Genomic DNA, 18,101 nt, shown 5'->3' on the forward strand with positions numbered 1-18,101 from the left:
CAGTGGAAAAGGTGTTCGCAAAATGGCGCATGCGAAAGCGGCGGCGTCGAGGCTCCCGTCAAGCTGACTTGAACTCCACCCAGACCGGCGCGTGGTCGCTGGCGCCGTCCCCCCCGCGCACCTCGCGGTCGATGCCGGCGGCGGTGAGACGGCGCGACAGTGTCTTCGACAGCAGGATGTGGTCGAGCCTCAAACCCGCGTCGCGCGGCCAGCGGTTGCGGCGATAATCCCAGAATGTGTAGAGCGTCTCCTTCGGGTGCTTCTTGCGCAGTGCATCCGTCCAGCCCTGCTCGATGAGGCGGGCGAAGGACGCCCGGCTTTCCGGCTGCACCAGCGCATTGTCGTCATAGGAGCGGGTGGCGTAGATGTCGCGCGGCTCGGGAACGATGTTGTAGTCGCCGGCCAGCACCACCGGCAGGCCGGTGTCGAGCAGCTGTTCGGCGTGTGCCTCCAGCCGTTCGTGCCAGGCGAGCTTGTAGGCGAATTTCGGGCCGGGCTGGGGGTTGCCGTTCGGCGCATAGAGGCAGGCGATGACGATGCCGTTCACCGCCGCCTCGATGTAACGGCTCTGTTTGTCGGTATCGTCGCCGGGCAGCACGTCGCGGGTCAGCACCGGTTCCGAGCCTCGCGCCAGGATGGCGACGCCGTTCCAGGTCGGCTCGCCCTTCCACACCGCGCCATAGCCCGCCGCGGCCAATGCGGAACGCGGAAACTGCGTGTCGCGCGCCTTCAGCTCCTGCACGCACACGACATCGGGTTTTGCCGTCGCCAGCCACGCCAGCAAATTGTCCAGCCGGCTGTTGATGTTGTTGATGTTGAAGGAGGCGATCTTCATCGGCTCAGGAAACGACCCGGCCCGCCCACGCCTTCACCGTTTCGGCCAGCGTCTTCAAATGTTCGGCGGTGGAAAAGCCGGAAATGCTCTTGCGGGGCCTGAGGTCATGATCGCCGTCCTCCAGCCACAGGATCTCGATGCTGTCGGAGAGCGCATAACCGGCAACCTCGTCCCTGGTCCCAAACTCGTCGCGCGTTCCTTGGAAGATCAGCGTTGGCGTCTTGAGATCGGCCAGGTGTTTGGTCCGCAACTGCTCAGGCTTGGCCGGCGGATGGAAGGGATAGCCCAGACAAAGCAGGCCCGAAATCTCGCCCTTGGAAAACATCTCGTCGGCAATCATCGAGGCGACGCGCCCACCCATCGACTTGCCGCCGATGATGAGCGGTCCGGTCACGCCCTTCGCCCTGAGGTCGGCGATCGCCTTGATGTATTCCGGGTTCACCGTCTCGGCCCGCGGCGGCGGTTTGCGATGGCCGTAGCGGCGGGCTGCCATATAGTGGAATTCGAAGCGCGCTACCTGGAAGCCCGCGGCGGCCAGCGCCTTGGCGGTGGCGGTCATCGAAGGAGAATCCATGGACGCGCCGGCGCCATGCGCGAGCAGGATGGTGGTGGGTGCAGTGTCGTCGCCGTCGAAGAGGAAGCTAGTGGGCATCAGGCTTAGGGCTCCCAAGATAGTGGTACGTGATGCCGCTACCGCTTGCCTCCTTCGCCCAGTTCTCTGGGTAAAGAACGATGGAGGTGAGACCGACAGAAAAGATCGCTACAACGAAGATGATCAACGGCCTACCAAACAAGACTCGTTCCTTGTTTGACATCATGTCTTCGGGATCCGATCCTTCTCCCCAATAATAATTTGGCCAGCGGATATTAATATCCCGCGAAAAATCCCAGCCAGAACGCCCATAGAAAAGCAATTCGCGGGCCTGTTCGGCCAGCAGGAAAACGAGAAGCGCGACAAAAGCGACCAGCAATGCCCACACGGAAGATACTTCCCTATTGCCAATTTCAGCAATTCATAGCTCTTGACAACCCGACAAGCCAGACAGTTCGGCAAGCAACCAAACTCCTGTTATCCCGCCGTCCGCGCCAGTTGCAGATCCACGAACTGCACCCCCTTGGCCGCCACGCGCGCCCATTCGGAATCCGCGTCGAGTTCGAGATAGCGCGCCCAGTTGCGGCGCGCCTCCAGCAGATTGCCGGCGTCGAATTCCAGACGGGCGAGGTTGAACACCGGATCGGCATAGGTCTTGTCGAGCGCGATCGCCTTCTGCAGGTGCCTTCGCGCCGAAGCCTCGCGACCTTGCTCGCTCATCAGCCCGGCGAGGTTGAACCACGCCTCGACGAAGGCCGGATCGAGTTTTATCGCACGGGCATAGTCGTGCACCGCTTCCCTCCCGTGGCCACTGGCGCGCAGGCAGTTGGCGCGGTTGAAGGCGGCAATGGCATCGCTCGGGTCGATGGCGAGACAGCGCTGGTAGAGCGCGGCCGCCGCGTCATGGTCGCCGCCCTCCTCCGCCGCTTCGGCCTCAGCGAACAGCTCTTCCAGTGTGTCGTCGCCCTCTGAACCGGCGTTACCCAGATCGAACAGCAATTGCCCGTCGAGCTCGCTCTGGCCGCCTTCGAGATAGATCGCGTCGGGCCGCCCATGCTGCGAGCCGACATTGAGCGACTTGGCGGTCAGCGAAGCCACCGGGCCGGAGCGATGGACGGAGCGCGCAATCGCGCCCCAGATCGCGCCCCCGGCCACCAGCCCGGCATATTTGCGCGCCAGGATCAGGTCGCGGAAGGAATAGGGTTCGCCGTCATGCTCGAAGGCATCGAACAGCGACAACAGGTCGAGGTCGGCGCCGGCCAGCCGCGACTGCTCGATCAGCGATTGCCTGGAGAGCGAGGACGCCTCCGGCGCCTTCATCAGACCGAGCAGGCGCAAGAATCCGTTCTCGCTGATCGGCGTGCGCCCGGCGGCGCGCTCGGCGGCGACGCGGCGCTCGATCTCGGCATCGCCGGTCTTTGCCAGATGGGTCCGGCCGAACACGACATGCGTGGTGCGCCTGGTGACCCCGCGCCGCAACTGGCCGTGCTGGCGCTCGACCTCGCGTGCCGCGAGCCTGAGCGGAAACGCCGCCAGCGCGCCGATTGTGCCGAAGACGGCCCCCGGGACCAAACCGGCCTGTGCCGTCATTTCTTGCTCTTGCCGACCGCCTTCAGCAGATTGGCCTTCAGCGGATTTTCAACAGCACCGCCCGCTGCCGCCTTGACCTTGGCCGCCGGCTTGGCGACCTCGTCGGCCTTGCTCTTCGACTTGGCGGGCGGCTTCGACTGCGACAGGCTGGCCTTCAGCGCGTCCATCAAATTGATGACATTGCCACGCTCGGGAGCCGCCGCAATGATCGGCTTGTGGCCCTTCAGCTTCTCGCGGATCATCGCCATCAGCGCGATCTCGTAGCGATCCTCATAGTTCTTCGGGTCGAAGGTGGTTTCCTTCTGCTTGATCAGCGCCTCGGCCAGCTGCAGCATTTCCGCATCGGGTTTTCCGGCCGGGATGTTGCCGAAATACTCAGCTGTTCCACGCACTTCGTTCGGGTTTCTCAAGGTACACACGAACATGCCGTTCTCGCGCGCGCCGATCGTGACCACGCGCTCGCGGCTGGACAGCACAAGCCGGGCGATCGCCAGCTTGCCGGATTTGCGCATCGCTTCGCGCAACACAGCGAAGGTTTCCTCCGCCATCGCACCATCCGGCGCCAGATAATAGGGCGCGTCCTGATAGATGACGTCGACCTCGCCCTCGTCGACAAAAGCCTCGATGTTCATCGTGTGGTTGGATTCGATGCGCACCGCGTCGAGGTCTGCGTCATCGATGATGATGTACTGCTTGTCCTCGTATTCGTAGCCCTTGACCAGATCCGAACGCTCGACCAGCCCCAGTTCGGGATCGACCGGCTTCATGTTGATGCGGTTGTGGGTCTTCTTGTGCAGCTGGTTGAAACTGATGCGTTCGCTCGCGCTGGTGGCGGGGTATAGCCGCACCGGACAGCTGACGAGGCTGAGCTTGAGGTAACCTTTCCAACTTGCCCTGGGCGCCATGAAACACTCCTACGCGGCCATGCACTGTCACACCGGTGCAGCGCTGTTCGTCCGAAGGACGAGCGACGCCACTGAAATCCTACACCGACCCCGCACAATACAGGCAAATCCCTGACGAATTCTTTTAGGTCGGCACAGGGTCGAGGGCGGAGAATAATTCAAATTGTCGGGACCGTCGATGGACTTGGGTGCCTCGCCCCGTTTCATGGGCGCGAGGAACCCAACTTCTGAAGGGGCAAATCCCGCGCGAACTCATCGATCTCCGCCCATGGATCGCCGGATGTCGCCAAGAGCCCCGGCAGCGAAGAATAGTTCAAATCCTGCGGTGCATCGATCGACTCCAGATCCGCCCAGCTCACCGGTGTCGAGGCCGGCAGATTGGTGCGGGCTCGCAGCGAATAGGGAGCGGCCGAGGTGTGGCCGCGCGCATTGCGGTGATAGTCGATGAAGATGCGCTTCTTGCGGTTGTCCTTGCCCATGGTGGTGGTGAAGGTGTCGGGCGCGGTTGCCGCAAGATGCGTGGCGATGGCGCTGGTCGCCTGGTGCAGCTTCTTCCAGTTCTGCTTGCCCGTCACCGGCACGGTGATGTGGATGCCGCTGCCGCCCGAGGTCTTGGCGAAGGGCACCAGCCCGAGCCCCTCGAGCTCGCCCTTGATATGCACCGCCGCCTCGACCACCTCGCGCCACGAAATCCCCTCGCCCGGGTCGAGGTCGAAGACGATCTGGTCGGGCTTGTCGAGGCTGGTGCGATGCGTGCCCCAGGTGTGGAATTCGACGACGCCGAACTGCGCCAGCGCCAGATAGCCCTTGGCGCCTTCGACCGAGAGATAGGACTTTGTCTCGCCCTCGGAATTGGTCGCCTCGAAGGTCACCACCGAGGGCGGCATGCCGGTGAAGGCATGGCGCTGGAAGAAGCAGTCCTTCGGCAGGCCGGTCGGGCAGCGCACCAGCGACACCGGCCGGCCCAGAATGTGCGGCAGCATGAAGTCGCCGACCAGCGCGTAGTAGACGGCGATGTCGAGCTTGGTCGGCCCGGTCTTGCCGAACAGCCGCCGCGTCGGGTTGGTCACCCAGATGGTGGCGAGGTCGGCCTCCGAGATCAGCCGCTTGCGTTTGGCCGATACCGGCGTCGACAGGCCGACATCCCTCAAGCCGCGAAACACCGCGTGGCGCAGCGCATTGTCCGCGGTGCGGTTGGCATAGTGGATATGCGCCGAAAACAGCGGACGCACCCAGTGCATCTCGCGCATGATCTCGCGCGGCACCCCTTCGGGCGCCGTCGCGCCTGATGTGAGCGGCCCCAGCCTGGCGAGCAATTCGGCGGCGGTCCCGGTATCGAAGCCGGTGCCGACCTTGCCGCGATAGTGCAGTTCGCCGTCCTCGAACTCGGCAAGCCCCAGGGCTGCCAGCCCCCCGGCCGCGGCGGAGGTGGTGTAGCCGGCGATGACGAAGTCGCCGGTCGCCAGCGCCTTGGTCTTGGTCCAGCTTTTGGTGCGGCCGCTCTGGTAGATCGCGGTGGCGCGCTTGGAGACCACGCCCTCCAACCCGAGTTCCGACGCCTGGTCGTAAAGCCCCTGGCCCGAGCCTTCGACATGGTCGGAGAACTGGATGGCGGAATTGGCGCCGAGGCCGGACAACATCTGTGCCAGCAGCGCCTTGCGCCGGACCAGCGGCGCCTTGGTCAGGTCCCAGCCGTCGAGATGAAGCAGATCGAAGGCATAGAAATGCAGTCTGCTGCCGGCGCCTCCGGCCAGCGCTTCCTGCAACAGCGCGAAGCGGCTGATGCCCTTGGCATCAAGCACGACGATTTCGCCGTCGATGATGGCGTCGCGGCACGGCAGTTTGGCGAAAGCCTGTGGCAGGTCGCCATAGCGCTTCGTCCAGTCGATGCCACCGCGCGTGATCAGTCTGACCACGCCGTCTGTGAGATGCGCCATGGTGCGGTAGCCGTCGAATTTGATCTCGTGCAGCCAGACCTCTCCGGTGTCCTCGCCATCGGGCGGCTTTGGCACCTGCGTAGCCAGCTGCGGCTCGATGCGGCCGAGTGCCGGCGCCTTGAATGCGCCCGGCAGCGTGCCCGGCTTCAGCGAACCCGGCTTGGGCTTGGCCGCCGGTTTAACGGCCGCCACCAGCTCCTCGATGCGCTTGCCGGACTTCACGCTTTCCGGCCGAGCTTCCAGAATGTCGAGCGCGGCGTCGGCGGCAAGGTCGCGCTCCTTGAACAGCAGCCAGTTCTTCTTGTTCTCGTCCTCGCCGGGCTTTGGTTTGAGCCTGGTCAGCATCCAGCCGCCATTCAGCTTCTCACCGGCCAGCCGAAACTTGAAGGCGCCGGTCCGCAGGCTCTTCTCGACGTCGTCCATCGGCGCCCAGCTGCCGGTGTCCCAGACGATCATGGGGCCGCCGCCATATTCGCCCTCTGGGATGACGCCCTCGAAGTCGATATATTCCAGCGGATGATCTTCGGTCTCGACCGCCAGCCGCTTATCTGCCGGATTGAGTGACGGCCCACGCGGCACCGCCCAGCTCTTCAGCACGCCGCCGACCTGCAGCCTGAGATCATAGTGATCGGCTGTGGCGTGATGCTTGTGGACGACGAAACGGTTGCCTTCGCCGGCGACGAGCCCGCCGGCGGGTTCCGGCGTTTTCGAGAACTCGCGCTTGGCGCGATATGCTTTGAGCTTGGGTGGGGTTGTCATGGCGTGGATCGAAGGGCGGCAGCCGAGTGCAAGCGTCCCGACAAAGCGCTGCTTTTGAGTCTCACGCCCTCAATCGTCGGTGGCCGGCGTCAACTCGAGCTCGGCCGGCGACAGACCTTGCTGCAGTTGGGCGAGCCGGAATTCGTCGACCCAGTAGGCTTCGCCGTCGACCAGCACGCGCGCCTGGTAGGCGCCGGCCGAAAAACTCTGCGCGGTGATGTAGACCTTGTGGCGGTCGAGCGCCTTGCGCACCGCGGCGCGCTTTGAATTCTGGCCAATGACGGGACTGAACATGACGCTGCCCTCGGTCGCCCCGACACTCACATGACCGCGGTCCGCAGCCTGGCGACTGGGCTCAAGGATGATGGAGACCCGCCGTCCTGTCAATTTGGCGGGGACGGGGACTTGGCCCGAGGCTTATGACCCGCTGCTGTTGACCGCGTTGCCGATCACCTTGAATTTGGTGTTGACCGCATTGCCGAGCGCGCCGGCGCCGGCGATGATGGCAAGCGCGATCAACGCGGCGATCAGGCCATACTCGATGGCGGTCGCCCGGATTCAACGCGGATGAAACGGGAAAATAATTTCGGTATATTATTCCTGTCTTCTAATCCCTCCCGCATCTAATAAACCCCACACATTGCAGTTCGGTTAAAATTTGACCGAGCTTTCGAAGGTGCTCGGACCCCAGCTTGAATCAAGGCTCAGGCCGTGGGCTGCCTGCTGCCGGAGACGGCATCGCTCGAACCCTCGCCCGGGAGAACCGCCTTCAGTCCTTCAATCGCCGCAGGCGGCGCGCCACGCCTTGGATGGTCTTGAGCAGCCGCGGTCTCGAGCGCACGTAGCGCTCGGCCCGGCTGCGAAACAGGATGGCGGCATTCGCCCCCCTGCCCCGCAGTGTCATCGGCTCGCAGATCTCGGACAGAACCGAATTCGCGGCACCGATATGTTCCTTGTAGCCCTGACCGCCGACCGACAGGTCGAAGTAATCGAATCCCCGCTCGCGCCCCCACATCATCAGCTTGCCAATCGTCGTCAGGCCGGGTGACACATTGGCGACCGCATCCTTGTCGATCGCAAGCAGGATGCCATGAAGAGTGCCTTTTCTGGCCAGCACGAGCATGGAGGCAAGCCAGGCTTGCCCGACGCGCAGTCCAAAGAGCCGTACCGATCCGTCGGACAGGCCCTGGAGGGCCGCGTTCAGGTAGAAATCGACGGCCGATTGCCGCGTCAGGAGATCGAAACGCGCAAGCTCGCGAAAGCGCTTCAGCCGCAGCTCAAGCAGCGTGCCGAAGAGCTCCTCCGTCAGGGCGGGCGTGTCGGCCTCTACCAGGCTGAGGCCGCCCAGTTGTTCAAAGCGGCGGCAGTGCTTGCGGAAGTCCTTGGCGAAGGACGGCCTGCAGATGCGCTTGATGAGACCCTCGGGGTCGCCGTGCAAGACCAGGCCGGAGGTAACCTGGATGGAATCGCGCGTCGCCGAAAGCAGAGCCAGCGGATTGGCCACGCCAAAGACCTGCTGCGGGATACCGGCGATGTGGATGCGATCCACCGGCGGCAGCACCGAACACACCGCCGCCCAGGCGGCTTCAGCGCCCTGCCTGGTCCACGGGCTGGCATCCGCCAGCAGCGGCGCGGAATAGTCGCAGACGCCGCAGCTCAGCCATTCGACCACATAGTGGCGGTAGGCCCGGCGCCGCATCAGCGGCACCAGCATTCTGGGCTCGCCGGTCGCGGCATCGCTCACCTCGACGACGAGCAGTTCCGCACTCTTGGGCATCAGCCGCGTGGCGATCCCTTCGGCCCAGGCGTAATGCTGATGGGCGGTGCAGATGCCGTTGGCCTGCCACTCTAGCCAAAGCGGCTTGACCGCCTCGAGGCTGGTGTGCAGCCGCGCCGTGTAGACACGTTCGGAGGTATCGGCGCTGGCGGCGGGAGCAGAAGGCTGCGCCGCCGATATCGGTGCCATCCGCATTGCCTGGCTCGACATATTTGCCTCCCACCTTTCTCCCGCCGCGATCGGACGCGGTCGCCGGCGATCCTGTTTTCAGCCGCATGGACCCCGCCCACCCGCGTTCTTCCAGACCAGACAGGCGCATCAACGCGAGCCTCGTTGATATGGAACAAGCTCAAAATGCGGCCGCCCTCAGCCCTTCGACCTTCGCAAGCCACGCACTACGCCCTGGGCGGTTTTGAGCAGCCGCGGATGAGACCGCACGAAAAGCTCGGCCCGATCGCGAAGCGAAGCGACGGCTGCTACGCCCTTGCCGAGCGGCGTCAGCGTTTCGTCGATCTTGGCCAAAACCGAACTCACGGCGCCGAACTGTTCCTTATAAGGCTGGCTGCCCACCGATAGGTCGAAATAGTCGAACCCCTGCCGCAGTCCCCACCCCATCAGTTCGCCCATGAGCCCCAGGCCCGGTGAGGCGTTGGGCACCACCTCCAGGTCCATTCCGATCAGCAGGGCATGCAATGTGCCTTGCCGGACCAGCATATACTGGACAGAGACCCAATCCTCGCCGACCCGCAGTCCGAAGATCCGCACCGATCCGTCGGACAGGCCCTGGAGCGCTGCATTTCGGTAGAAATCGACAACCGCCGGCTGCGCCAGGAGATCGAAACGCCCCAGTTGGCGAAACCGCTTGAGCCGCATCTCGACCAGGGCGCCGAAGACGAGCTCTATCAAGGCCGGCGTGTTGGCCTCGATCATATCCACGGTGCCGTGCCGTTCGAGCCGGCGCCAGTCCTTGTAGTAGGTTTTGACGAAGGACGGTCTGCCATGGCGCTTGATGAGGGTCGCCGGGTCGCCATCAAGCACGAGGCCGGATGTGATCAGGCTGGATTCTTGCGCGACCGCCAGCAGCGCCAGTGGATTGGGCACTCCATAGACTTGCCGTGGAATTCCGGTGATGTGGATGCGGTCCGCGCGCGGCAGGATGGATCGGACCGCCGCCCACGCGGCTTCGGCAGCCTGCGGGGTCCACTGGCTCCTGTCCGAGAGAAGCGGCGCTGAATAATCGCAGACGCCGCAGCTCAACCATTCGATGACCCGATGTCCGAGCCTCGATCGCCGCATCAGCGGCACCAGCATCTTGAATTCGCCGGTCCCGGCGTCGGTCACCTCGACGATGAGCAGCTCTGCGCCGTCGGGCACCAGCCGTTTGACGATCCCCTCGACCCATGCATGGAGCTGATGGGCGGAGCACGTCCCATTCGCCTGGCATTGAAGCCAGAGCGGCTTAACGGTCTCGAGACTGGTGTGCAGCCGCGCCGTGTAGGTTCCCCCCGCAATGCTTCGGGAAGCATCGATAGCTTGCCCGGCCGGTACTGGCGCTCCAGCGGTCGGCGCATCGGGCGGCGCAGTCGTCAACGTCTGGATCGACACGTCCATCTCCTACCTTTTTCCCGTGGCGAGCGGGGCGGGTTCGGTGCGTCGCCACGATTTCGGCTGGCTGTCATGCCGGCCATCCGCGCCCTCAAGCGCGAGTATGTGGCGGTGAGCGAAATACCATGAGGCCACGAGCACGACGGTCTCGGAGACCGCGGCACCTGCAAGCGACCATGACGGGGAAGCGATAGCGAGCAGGATTGCGATCAAGACCAGACCAACGACCGCGCCGGCCGTTGTGATGAACGCCACGACCCGGAATTCGCCGAGTATCTCGAGGACGATGCGCGGCATGATGTAGAGCATGATCGGTACGAAGTTCGCCACGGCGAGAAGCCCAATGACGCTGACCGAAGCTCCCGCGAGCGACTGGGATTTTATCGTCGGCAGGACAAACAGGATGCAGGCTCCGTAAACCAGGCTGCCGAGCCCCATGACAAGCGACCATAGCTTGGCATGCATCCACACGCGCCTGACTTCATTGTTCCCCATCATCTTCGCAAGCTCGGGCTGCAGCATGTTCACAAAGGCCAGGCTGACGATGCGCAGTGGGGCAAACAGGACGATAACCGCCGCGATGGGCGCATAGGCCGCCGGACCGGCGATGCCCGCGACCAGCAGCGCCAGGCACTGACCCTGGATGTTGGTGGTCGTCGCGCTGAATCCCGACCAGCGCAGTTGGCGCCAGAGCCTGGCATAGCGCCGCCGCACGGGCGCTCGGAAACTGACGCGAAGCGGACGGGGCGCCAGGCGAGCAAGCACCGCCATGCCGATCACATTGGCCGCTGCAAGGGCATAAAACACCATTTGCAGCACGTTCGGCGCCGTCCAGATCGCCAGCGCGGCCATTGCGGCACCGGCAACCGTGAAGGCGAAATCGCTTATGCTGACGACCATCTGTTGGCGACGCGCGAAGAATGCCGTGCGCATATGGCTGCGCAGCGACCACGCCCCGATGAAGCAACCGGCGGCGATACTGCCCGCGTCACCCCACAGCAGCATCAGCAGCGCGGTCGCGGCGCCCATGATCGACGCGACGACCACCGCGGCCCCTCCAAACGTCACGTCGTGCGCGTCGACGCCGGCCCTGTTGGTGCTCTTGCCCATCCAAATGCTGGCCGGGACGGCGGTCAGTGATCTGATGTAGGACAGGCCAACGCCCCCCATCACCATCGCGATGGCGAAGATGCCGTAGCCTTCCGCCGACAGCTCGTGCAGCAGGGCGATGTTCAGCGCGAAGTGAAAGCCGCTCTGTATGGCCTCGCCGCCGATCATCAGCACAAGGCGCCGCAGCAGATGGCCTGGAAACACGAACTTCACGGACTGGTCTCCGCTTCGCGGGCGGCATGCGCCCGGCCAGGCTTCGCCAGCGCCGCCCTCAACTTGTCGGTAGCGATCGCCGCGATCGCCGTCGCCGCCACCGGCTCGCTGAAAATCTCCTCGTATCGCAACCGTCCGGCGGCGACGAACCCACGCCAGGCATCTGGCCGCAAGACGATCTCCCGCAATTTGTCGGCCAGGGCGGCCGGGTCGCCGGGCGGAACATGCCAGCCGGTCTCGCCATCGCTGACCACTTCGACCAGGCCGCCGATGGCAGACACCAGCGGCGGACGGCCATAGGCCATCGCCTCGATGGCGACGCGCCCTAGCGATTCCGGACGCCGCGACGGCACTGTGACAATATCGGCCCAGCGGTAATGCGCCGAGGGGTCCGTTACGACCGGCAACACGCTGACCCGTTCGGCCAGGCCCATGCTTTCGACCAGTTCGGCCAACGCGCGTTCGCGCTCTACGCTTTCGAAGGCGCCGCCGACCAACCGCACCTCGATCCTCGACCGCAATTCCGGTGACATCGAAGCGATCGCCTGGAGCAGAATCTCCTGGCCCTTGATCCTGTTGACGCGGCCGAGCAGCAGCACCCGCAAAGGGCGCTTGCCGTCATAAGTCATTGGTTCGGCCGCCGCCGGCCCAGCGACACCGTTGTAGACGACATGCGTGCGCGAGACCTTGGGATCGCCGAATGCGGCGCGCGTCGCGCGCGAGTTGAAGATGAGATCCGCATGGCTCCAGCGCATCAGGCCGACGAGTATCTTGCGCATGACGCCTTCGGGGATCTCGTGGATATGCAGGATGGCCTTGTCGGGGAGAAGGCGCGCGGCCAGCGCATAGTCGGCGACGATCGAGGTGTTGACGTAGGTGAGATCGCAATCCCGGAGGCGCCGCCATGCCCGAAGCACGGCCATCGGCAATCGCGCCATCTCGACCGTCGCCAGCCGCAGGATGGCCTGGCGCCTCAGCACCCAGAGCGGCTCGAAGACGATGCGGCTGGCATGGTGTTCCAGGATCTGCACGATCGGCCCGCTGCGCGGCAGCACAACCTCGATGTCGGCGGACGGAAACGCGGCGCGCAGCGCAGCAACGCTCTCCGCGAAGCTGCGATCGGAACCATAGAGTTCATAGCCCTGATGAACGCAGGCAATCCGCATCTTTGTATCCCGCCAGGTGCCGCAGCCATCGCACCAGGCGCTGGAATGCGGGAACCTTTTCGCAAGAACCATGCCCGGTTGATTCGTCCGGCCGCCGGACGCCCAATCCTTGGCAATGCCTCGTTTCGACACAGATACACACAGAAGGGTTGACCGATAATGAAACAACCACCGGGTTCAATACAGTTTTTTTACAACCCCGCGCGATGATCATCCGCCCGAACGCCGAAATCGTCGGATGGCATGGAAGTTGCCCATCCGATTTTGATGATGCAGCAATCGCTAATATATAAAGTTCTGAAAGTGCCAGCGGCCATGAAACCAGAGACGCCTGCCATTCTGATCCTGGGGACGCGCGGCATACCGGCGGCCCATGGCGGCTTTGAAACCTTCGCCGAAAGACTGGCATTTTTTCTTGCCGGGCGCGGCTGGAAGGTCGGCGTCTATTGCCAGGAGGAGGTCGCGCGGATCGACCAGAGGGTGCGCAGCGAAACCTGGCGCGGCATCGAACTCATCCACGTCCAGGTTGCCTCGAAAGGGCCGCGCGCGACCTTGGAATTCGATTGGCAATGCGTGCGCGACGCCGCCAGGCGGCCGGGCGTCTGCCTGGTGCTCGGCTACAACGGCGCGGTTTTCCTGACCTGGCTCAGGCTGAAGGGGCGCAAGATCTTCACCAATATGGACGGCATCGAGTGGCGACGCCCCAAATGGGGGATGGCGGCGCGCAGCTGGTTCTGGCTCAACGAATGGATCGGCGCCTGGGCCTCGCATCGTCTGGTCGCCGATCATCCTGCCATCGCAGACCATCTGGCGACGCGACGGCCGCGTAGCGCCATCGCCACCATCGCCTATGGCGCCGATCCGGTGACATCGGCGCCCGAGGCGCCGGTCCGGGCCCTGGGCCTGGAGCCGGGGCGCTATCTGATCTCGATCGCGCGGATCGAACCCGACAACAACATTCTGCCGATCGTCGAAGCCTTTTGCAGCCGCAAACGCGACATGAAGCTGGTGGTGCTCGGGACGCTGTCGGACGAAATCCCCTATCATGTCGCCGTCCGCAAGGCGGCGAACGGATCGGTGGTTCTGCCGGGCGCCATCTACGACCAGGCGACGGTGAAGGCACTGCGCTATCACGCACGAGCCTATCTGCATGGCCACACCGTCGGCGGCACCAACCCGTCGCTGGTCGAGGCGCTGGCGGCCGGCAACATGGTGATCGCGCACGACAATCCGTTCAATCGCTGGACCGCGGGTGCCGCCGCGATCTACTTCACCGACACCGACAGTTGCGCCGAGCGGATGCAACAGGCGCAGGACGATGACGCCCTGGTCAGGAATTGCGGCATCGCGGCAAGGGCCCGCGCCCGCGAAGCCTTCCGCTGGGAGGATGTCCTGGCTGCCTATGAGCGTGAAGCCTATCGGCTTCTCGGTGTCACCGCCGACGACGCCGTCGCGGCCAATCGCGCATCGCCCGGCACTGCATGACAGGCTGGTCGCGCCGGCGGGTGCTGCGGACGGCGCTGTCGACCGCGGCACTTGGCTCTCTCCCGATCGCGCAATTCGCCCGCGCCGCCGAGCCTCCCTTCAGGCGCGGCGTCAATGCCTGGCCCTGGTTCTCGCTGACACGTGAATTCCCGGCGCCGCGCACTGACTACGGCTGGCCGCCCTTCCAGCCGCAGCGGCCGATTCCGACCGCGCACGACCTGCGCCGGTTGCGCGACACGGGGCTCGATTTCATCCGCCTGCCGGTCGATCCCGGCCCGTTCCTGGCGGCCGACGCCACCACGCGCGCCCTGTTGCTGGACATGCTGGACGCGGCAGTCAGCGCCACCCTCGATGCGGGTCTCGGCATCATCGTCAACGTGCAGGCCAATGGCGCCACCCACTATTGGAATCCTGACCGCATGGTCGCCAGCGTCACTGCGCCCGCCTTCGATCTCTATCGCGGGCTGGTCGGCGAACTCGCCGGCAGGCTGGAGCGCTTCCAGCCCGGCAAGGTGGCGCTCGAAGCCGTCAACGAGCCGCCGCAGGCCTGCGCTTCGGACGTCTGGTCGCAGGTCCAGCTCGCGCTTCTGACCGCGGCAAGGGCATCGGCTGCAACTTTGCCCCTGGTGGTCACCGGAGGCTGCGGCTCGATGGTCGGCGGGCTGACCGCGCTCGATCCGGTGCCGCTGTCGCCGTTCGAGCCGATCCTGTTCACCTTCCACTTCTATGAGCCCTATCTGTTCAGCCATCAGGGTGCGCCGTGGATGCGCGAGCCCGTCTACCGTTCGCTCAACAACGTGCCGTGGCCGGCGTCCGCCGGCTCGTTGGAAGCGACGCTGGCGTCGGTCAGGGCGCGCATGGCGCAGGATGCCGAAACGACGGATGAGGCCAAGGAAGCCGCGTATGCGGAAACCGAGCGCGTGCTGAAGGTCTATTTCGACGCCCAGCCCGACCGGCGCTTTGTCGACAAATATCTCCGCCAGGTTCGCACCTGGGGTGACAGTCACGGCCTTGCGCCGGAGCGCATCATCATGGGCGAATTCGGCGCGCTGCGCACCGACGCTCGCTATGTGGCGGCGCCCAGTCCCGATCGGGCACGCTACATCGCCGATGTGCGCCAGGGCGCCGAGGATCTCGGCTTTGGCTGGGCATTCTGGAATCTCTTCGACGGCATGGGGATGATGGACGACACCACGCGGGCGCTCGACCCGGATATCACAGCGGCACTTGGCCTGACCATGCCGGCGGACTAGGGTCAAAACCCAATCACTCCGAACGAGTTCGACGCCAAGCCGACTTACGTCTTCCATGGCGCGAACGGCAACTTTGCGCCGCAACTTGGACGTAGAGTCCAATTTTGCGGTTGCCCGAAAGCAGACATCTCCAGCGACCATCTTGGGGGTGGTCGGGAAGCGCCAGGATCCTGCTATGCCAGTAGAGACGACTTCAGTCTCATCGGTATCGCCAGAGCCGCGAAACTGTGGTAGCCGCCGCTCAACCAACCAAAGGACGACACCCGTGAACGAACCAACCGTGGCCCAGGCGACCGAAAGTATCTATGTCTCGCTCCGGGCGGACAATGCCGACATCGACGCACATATCGCGACGCTCAAGGCGGCGCTGACACGAGAAGGGGTAAAACAGGCGGCGTTCGATCCGACCAAATTGGCGCAGAACAACCGCTCGGGCCGCAAGTTGATGCAGGCTTATTTTCGCCAGCGCGGCGTGAGCGTGAAGTTTTCGGACCAGTAGAGCCGCGCGCGGGTCTCAAGCGCGTCGGCGGCAACATCATGCCGCCGATTGGGCGCTGATGAAAATCCGTATGGACGAAGCGACCCTGGCGAACGGCGACATCAACAAAATGCCGCGCACCCGATGGCGACCTTGGCCTCAAATCCCAGCTTGGCTAGAGTTCGTGGCATGCTGAACGCCATTCACCACGTCGCGCTGATCTGCACCGACTACGCTCGGTCGCGACGGTTCTACGTCGAACTCCTCGGCCTCGATCTGATCCGGGAGGTCTACCGGGAGGAGCGGCAGTCATGGAAGGCCGATCTGCGGATCGGATCCGTCCAGCTGGAATTGTTCTCCTTCCCTACACCAGTGATGCGGCCGTCCCATCCAGAGGCGACAGGCCTGAGACATCTGGCATTTGCCGTGGCGAATCTTGATCCCGTAATTATGCGCCTGGAAGCCGCCGGCGTTCCCGTCGAGCCAATCCGGATCGACCCATATACAGACCAACGGTTTACCTTTTTCAGCGACCCGGATGGATTGCCGCTGGAACTCTACGAAACCCCATAAGCAACGGTTCGCTTTCGTGACCACGTCATCGGAGGTGGGAACGGCAGTCGGCAGATATGATCCGCCAACTCGGGTGCGTCACCGGGCTCCTTCCTGCGGGCCAGGAGGCCGACCGGTTTGCGCCTCATGTCGGCCGTTGAGCAGGCCATCGCCGCATCCCAAAAGGAGACATTTGAGTGAACAGACGAGAAGGCTCGTTTGCGCCATACGCTGCGATTGGGTTGTCAATCGCGGAACGACCGCTTTCTTCCCGTTTGCGGCGATTTCGAGATCGGTCGATGGCTTGGCTGCTTTGTGCGAAAGAGTGCACGCTAACTTGGCCGACCGATCCACCGCACGATCTCATAGGCAGGCATCGGGCGGCGAAAACCCTTCAGCGTCAGATCGCCAACAAGAACGGATTCGGCCAGCGACTCGACAGCGCCGACGACGCGTTGGCTGACGAGAATCTGGCGGGATTTGGCCTCCTCGCATAATCGGGCAGCATGGTTCGACACAGTGCCAATGACGGCATAGTCCGAGCGCTGATCAAAACCGATGCGCCCTATGGTTGCGTGGCCCCTGGCAATGCCGATCCCGAAGCCCAGCAAATAGTCCCGCTTGCGCCATCGCTCTGAATGCTCGTCAATCGCGTCGCGCATCGCAGCAGCCATCGAGACGGCTCTCTCGCTGTGGTCGGCGCATAGCAGTGGATCGTTGAAAACCACGACGATACCGTCGCCCACGAACCGCTCGAGAGTTCCCTCGTGGCGGACGATTTGTTCACCAAGACAGGAGTGATACTCGGCAAGAACCGTCATGACTTCTTCGGGTTCGGCGGTCTCCGCGAAGGCCGTAAAGCCGCGCAAATCGCAAAAGACAACGGTCACCTCGCGACGGTGGCTCTGCAAGAGCGCGTCTCCGTTGCCCGCCGCAACGATGAGGTCGGCGACCTGTTCGGGCAGGAACCGCCTGAGCCGCGCCATTCGCTCGAGCTCCGTCACCTGGTCGGCCACGGTTTGCTCGAGCGAGCGGTTCCAGTCGGAAAGTTGCGCGGCTTGGTCCTCAAGGCATTTGGCTTGGCTCGCGACAGTGTCGTGAAGTGCCTTCTGGCGCAGCATCGAGCGCACCCGCGCCAACAGCGCCTGGTGCTCGAAGGGCTTTGTCAAATAGTCGTCGCCGCCGGCGTCCAGCCCCTCGACCACGTCGCGCGTGTCGGCCTTCGCGGTGACGAGGATGACCGGAATCGCCTGCAGAGAGGTGTCCTGCTTGAGCATGCGTACCACACTGATGCCGTCGAGCTTCGGCATCATGATGTCGAGCAGGATCAGATCCGGCGTGAGTTCGCGGGCTTTCGCAAGCCCCTCTTCACCATCGGCGGCGATTACAACTTCGTAGCCGTTCGCCTCGAGGCGCATGCGCAGGATCTCAAGGTTTTCCGGGGTATCATCGACCGCGAGAATGCGAGGCGGATCGTGCAAGGCGCTGCCTCCCTCAGGAAAGGAACTGGCGAATCTCGGCGAGCAACTGGCGCGGACTGAATGGCTTGGCAATGTAACCATCGCACCCTGCAGCAAGGGCTTTAGCCTCGTCGCCCGACAGCGCGTAGGAGGTGACCGCGATGATCGGAATGTGCCGGAGCGCCGGGTCGGCCTTGATGCGGCGGGCCGCCTCATACCCGTCGATCACAGGGAGCTGAATGTCCATAAGGATCAGGTCCGGCCTGTGCGCTCCGGCTGCTGCGATGCCGGCGGCGCCGTCCGCCGCCTCTATCAGTTCGTATTCGGTGGTGGCAATGAGATCCCGGATGATCTGGCGGTTGTCCTCGGTGTCTTCCACCATCA

At 64.0% G+C, this 18,101-nt stretch carries 17 protein-coding genes and 1 pseudogene; 4 read left to right on the top strand and 14 right to left on the bottom strand.

Features of this window, described 5'->3' with window-relative positions:
• Nucleotides 1-58: 58 nt before the first annotated feature.
• From AC07FD_RS14670 to AC07FD_RS14725, 12 genes and pseudogenes are all read right to left on the bottom strand, one after another.
• Complete coding sequence (locus tag AC07FD_RS14670) at nt 59-835, bottom strand: exodeoxyribonuclease III (RefSeq protein WP_478350397.1); 777 nt, start codon at nt 833-835, stop codon at nt 59-61.
• Between the two features lie 4 nt (nt 836-839).
• Nucleotides 840-1,487 carry an alpha/beta hydrolase family protein gene (locus tag AC07FD_RS14675; protein WP_478350398.1) on the bottom strand — a complete coding sequence of 216 codons (648 nt, stop codon included), beginning with the start codon at nt 1,485-1,487 and terminating at the stop codon, nt 840-842.
• Entirely contained in the window at nt 1,477-1,815 is a 339-nt protein-coding gene (locus AC07FD_RS14680; protein ID WP_478350399.1) for a hypothetical protein, read from the bottom strand. The genes AC07FD_RS14675 and AC07FD_RS14680 overlap by 11 nt, the downstream gene beginning before the upstream one ends.
• Nucleotides 1,816-1,904: 89 nt before the next feature.
• On the bottom strand, nt 1,905-3,017 hold the full coding sequence (locus AC07FD_RS14685) for a tetratricopeptide repeat protein (protein WP_478350400.1): 1,113 nt from the start codon (nt 3,015-3,017) through the stop codon (nt 1,905-1,907).
• Nucleotides 3,014-3,922 carry a non-homologous end joining protein Ku gene (ku, locus tag AC07FD_RS14690; RefSeq protein ID WP_457152560.1) on the bottom strand — a complete coding sequence of 303 codons (909 nt, stop codon included), beginning with the start codon at nt 3,920-3,922 and terminating at the stop codon, nt 3,014-3,016. The genes AC07FD_RS14685 and ku overlap by 4 nt, the downstream gene beginning before the upstream one ends.
• A 203-nt stretch (nt 3,923-4,125) precedes the next feature.
• Nucleotides 4,126-6,618 carry a DNA ligase D gene (ligD, locus tag AC07FD_RS14695; RefSeq protein WP_478350401.1) on the bottom strand — a complete coding sequence of 831 codons (2,493 nt, stop codon included), beginning with the start codon at nt 6,616-6,618 and terminating at the stop codon, nt 4,126-4,128.
• A 69-nt stretch (nt 6,619-6,687) separates the two neighbouring features.
• A complete protein-coding gene (locus AC07FD_RS14700) occupies nt 6,688-6,912 on the bottom strand; it encodes a hypothetical protein (protein WP_306280573.1) in 225 nt (74 codons plus the stop codon).
• A gap of 123 nt (nt 6,913-7,035) precedes the next feature.
• A pseudogene (locus tag AC07FD_RS14705) lies at nt 7,036-7,211 on the bottom strand (Flp family type IVb pilin).
• A gap of 176 nt (nt 7,212-7,387) precedes the next feature.
• On the bottom strand, nt 7,388-8,605 hold the full coding sequence (locus AC07FD_RS14710) for a GNAT family N-acetyltransferase (RefSeq protein ID WP_478350402.1): 1,218 nt from the start codon (nt 8,603-8,605) through the stop codon (nt 7,388-7,390).
• A 156-nt stretch (nt 8,606-8,761) separates the two neighbouring features.
• Entirely contained in the window at nt 8,762-10,006 is a 1,245-nt protein-coding gene (locus AC07FD_RS14715; protein ID WP_478350403.1) for a GNAT family N-acetyltransferase, read from the bottom strand.
• Nucleotides 10,007-10,009: 3 nt separating this feature from the next.
• Nucleotides 10,010-11,278, bottom strand: a complete 1,269-nt coding sequence (locus AC07FD_RS14720; RefSeq protein ID WP_478350404.1) for an MATE family efflux transporter — start codon at nt 11,276-11,278, stop codon at nt 10,010-10,012.
• 41 nt (nt 11,279-11,319) lie between these two features.
• Complete coding sequence (locus AC07FD_RS14725) at nt 11,320-12,489, bottom strand: glycosyltransferase family 4 protein (protein WP_478350405.1); 1,170 nt, start codon at nt 12,487-12,489, stop codon at nt 11,320-11,322.
• Between the two features lie 315 nt (nt 12,490-12,804).
• Between AC07FD_RS14725 and AC07FD_RS14730 the strand changes: the two genes are divergently transcribed.
• The 4 genes from AC07FD_RS14730 to gloA2 all read left to right on the top strand — a co-directional run bounded on the left by AC07FD_RS14730 (nt 12,805) and on the right by gloA2 (nt 16,278).
• Complete coding sequence (locus AC07FD_RS14730) at nt 12,805-13,974, top strand: DUF1972 domain-containing protein (RefSeq protein WP_478350406.1); 1,170 nt, start codon at nt 12,805-12,807, stop codon at nt 13,972-13,974.
• On the top strand, nt 13,971-15,227 hold the full coding sequence (locus tag AC07FD_RS14735; RefSeq protein WP_478350407.1) for a glycoside hydrolase family 5 protein: 1,257 nt from the start codon (nt 13,971-13,973) through the stop codon (nt 15,225-15,227). The genes AC07FD_RS14730 and AC07FD_RS14735 overlap by 4 nt, the downstream gene beginning before the upstream one ends.
• Before the next feature lie 265 nt (nt 15,228-15,492).
• Nucleotides 15,493-15,726 (top strand): hypothetical protein, encoded by a 234-nt coding sequence (locus AC07FD_RS14740; protein ID WP_478350408.1) that lies wholly within the window; start codon nt 15,493-15,495, stop codon nt 15,724-15,726.
• A gap of 168 nt (nt 15,727-15,894) precedes the next feature.
• Nucleotides 15,895-16,278, top strand: a complete 384-nt coding sequence (gene gloA2, locus AC07FD_RS14745) for an SMU1112c/YaeR family gloxylase I-like metalloprotein (RefSeq protein WP_478350409.1) — start codon at nt 15,895-15,897, stop codon at nt 16,276-16,278.
• Nucleotides 16,279-16,589: 311 nt separating this feature from the next.
• On the opposite strand, the gene AC07FD_RS14750 is transcribed toward gloA2, so the two are convergent.
• Together AC07FD_RS14750 and AC07FD_RS14755 are read right to left on the bottom strand one after the other, a co-directional pair.
• Complete coding sequence (locus AC07FD_RS14750; RefSeq protein ID WP_478350464.1) at nt 16,590-17,819, bottom strand: adenylate/guanylate cyclase domain-containing protein; 1,230 nt, start codon at nt 17,817-17,819, stop codon at nt 16,590-16,592.
• A complete protein-coding gene (locus AC07FD_RS14755) occupies nt 17,752-18,099 on the bottom strand; it encodes a response regulator (RefSeq protein ID WP_478350410.1) in 348 nt (115 codons plus the stop codon). The genes AC07FD_RS14750 and AC07FD_RS14755 overlap by 68 nt, the downstream gene beginning before the upstream one ends.
• Between the last annotated feature and the right edge of the window lie 2 nt (nt 18,100-18,101).

The sequence above is a fragment of the Mesorhizobium waitakense genome, from assembly GCF_056431085.1.

Excerpts from the sequence above, each read along its gene's own strand:
- AC07FD_RS14750 (WP_478350464.1), bottom strand. The coding sequence starts at position 17,819 with ATGGTTACATTGCCAAGCCATTCAGTCCGCGCCAGTTGCTCGCCGAGA.
- AC07FD_RS14715 (WP_478350403.1), bottom strand. The coding sequence starts at position 10,006 with ATGGACGTGTCGATCCAGACGTTGACGACTGCGCCGCCCGATGCGCCG.
- AC07FD_RS14730 (WP_478350406.1), top strand. The coding sequence starts at position 12,805 with ATGAAACCAGAGACGCCTGCCATTCTGATCCTGGGGACGCGCGGCATA.
- AC07FD_RS14720 (WP_478350404.1), bottom strand. The coding sequence starts at position 11,278 with ATGATCGGCGGCGAGGCCATACAGAGCGGCTTTCACTTCGCGCTGAAC.
- AC07FD_RS14735 (WP_478350407.1), top strand. The coding sequence starts at position 13,971 with ATGACAGGCTGGTCGCGCCGGCGGGTGCTGCGGACGGCGCTGTCGACC.
- AC07FD_RS14685 (WP_478350400.1), bottom strand. The coding sequence starts at position 3,017 with ATGACGGCACAGGCCGGTTTGGTCCCGGGGGCCGTCTTCGGCACAATC.
- AC07FD_RS14700 (WP_306280573.1), bottom strand. The coding sequence starts at position 6,912 with ATGTTCAGTCCCGTCATTGGCCAGAATTCAAAGCGCGCCGCGGTGCGC.
- AC07FD_RS14670 (WP_478350397.1), bottom strand. The coding sequence starts at position 835 with ATGAAGATCGCCTCCTTCAACATCAACAACATCAACAGCCGGCTGGAC.
- AC07FD_RS14755 (WP_478350410.1), bottom strand. The coding sequence starts at position 18,099 with ATGGTGGAAGACACCGAGGACAACCGCCAGATCATCCGGGATCTCATT.
- ku (WP_457152560.1), bottom strand. The coding sequence starts at position 3,922 with ATGGCGCCCAGGGCAAGTTGGAAAGGTTACCTCAAGCTCAGCCTCGTC.
- AC07FD_RS14710 (WP_478350402.1), bottom strand. The coding sequence starts at position 8,605 with ATGTCGAGCCAGGCAATGCGGATGGCACCGATATCGGCGGCGCAGCCT.
- gloA2 (WP_478350409.1), top strand. The coding sequence starts at position 15,895 with ATGCTGAACGCCATTCACCACGTCGCGCTGATCTGCACCGACTACGCT.
- AC07FD_RS14725 (WP_478350405.1), bottom strand. The coding sequence starts at position 12,489 with ATGCGGATTGCCTGCGTTCATCAGGGCTATGAACTCTATGGTTCCGAT.
- ligD (WP_478350401.1), bottom strand. The coding sequence starts at position 6,618 with ATGACAACCCCACCCAAGCTCAAAGCATATCGCGCCAAGCGCGAGTTC.
- AC07FD_RS14675 (WP_478350398.1), bottom strand. The coding sequence starts at position 1,487 with ATGCCCACTAGCTTCCTCTTCGACGGCGACGACACTGCACCCACCACC.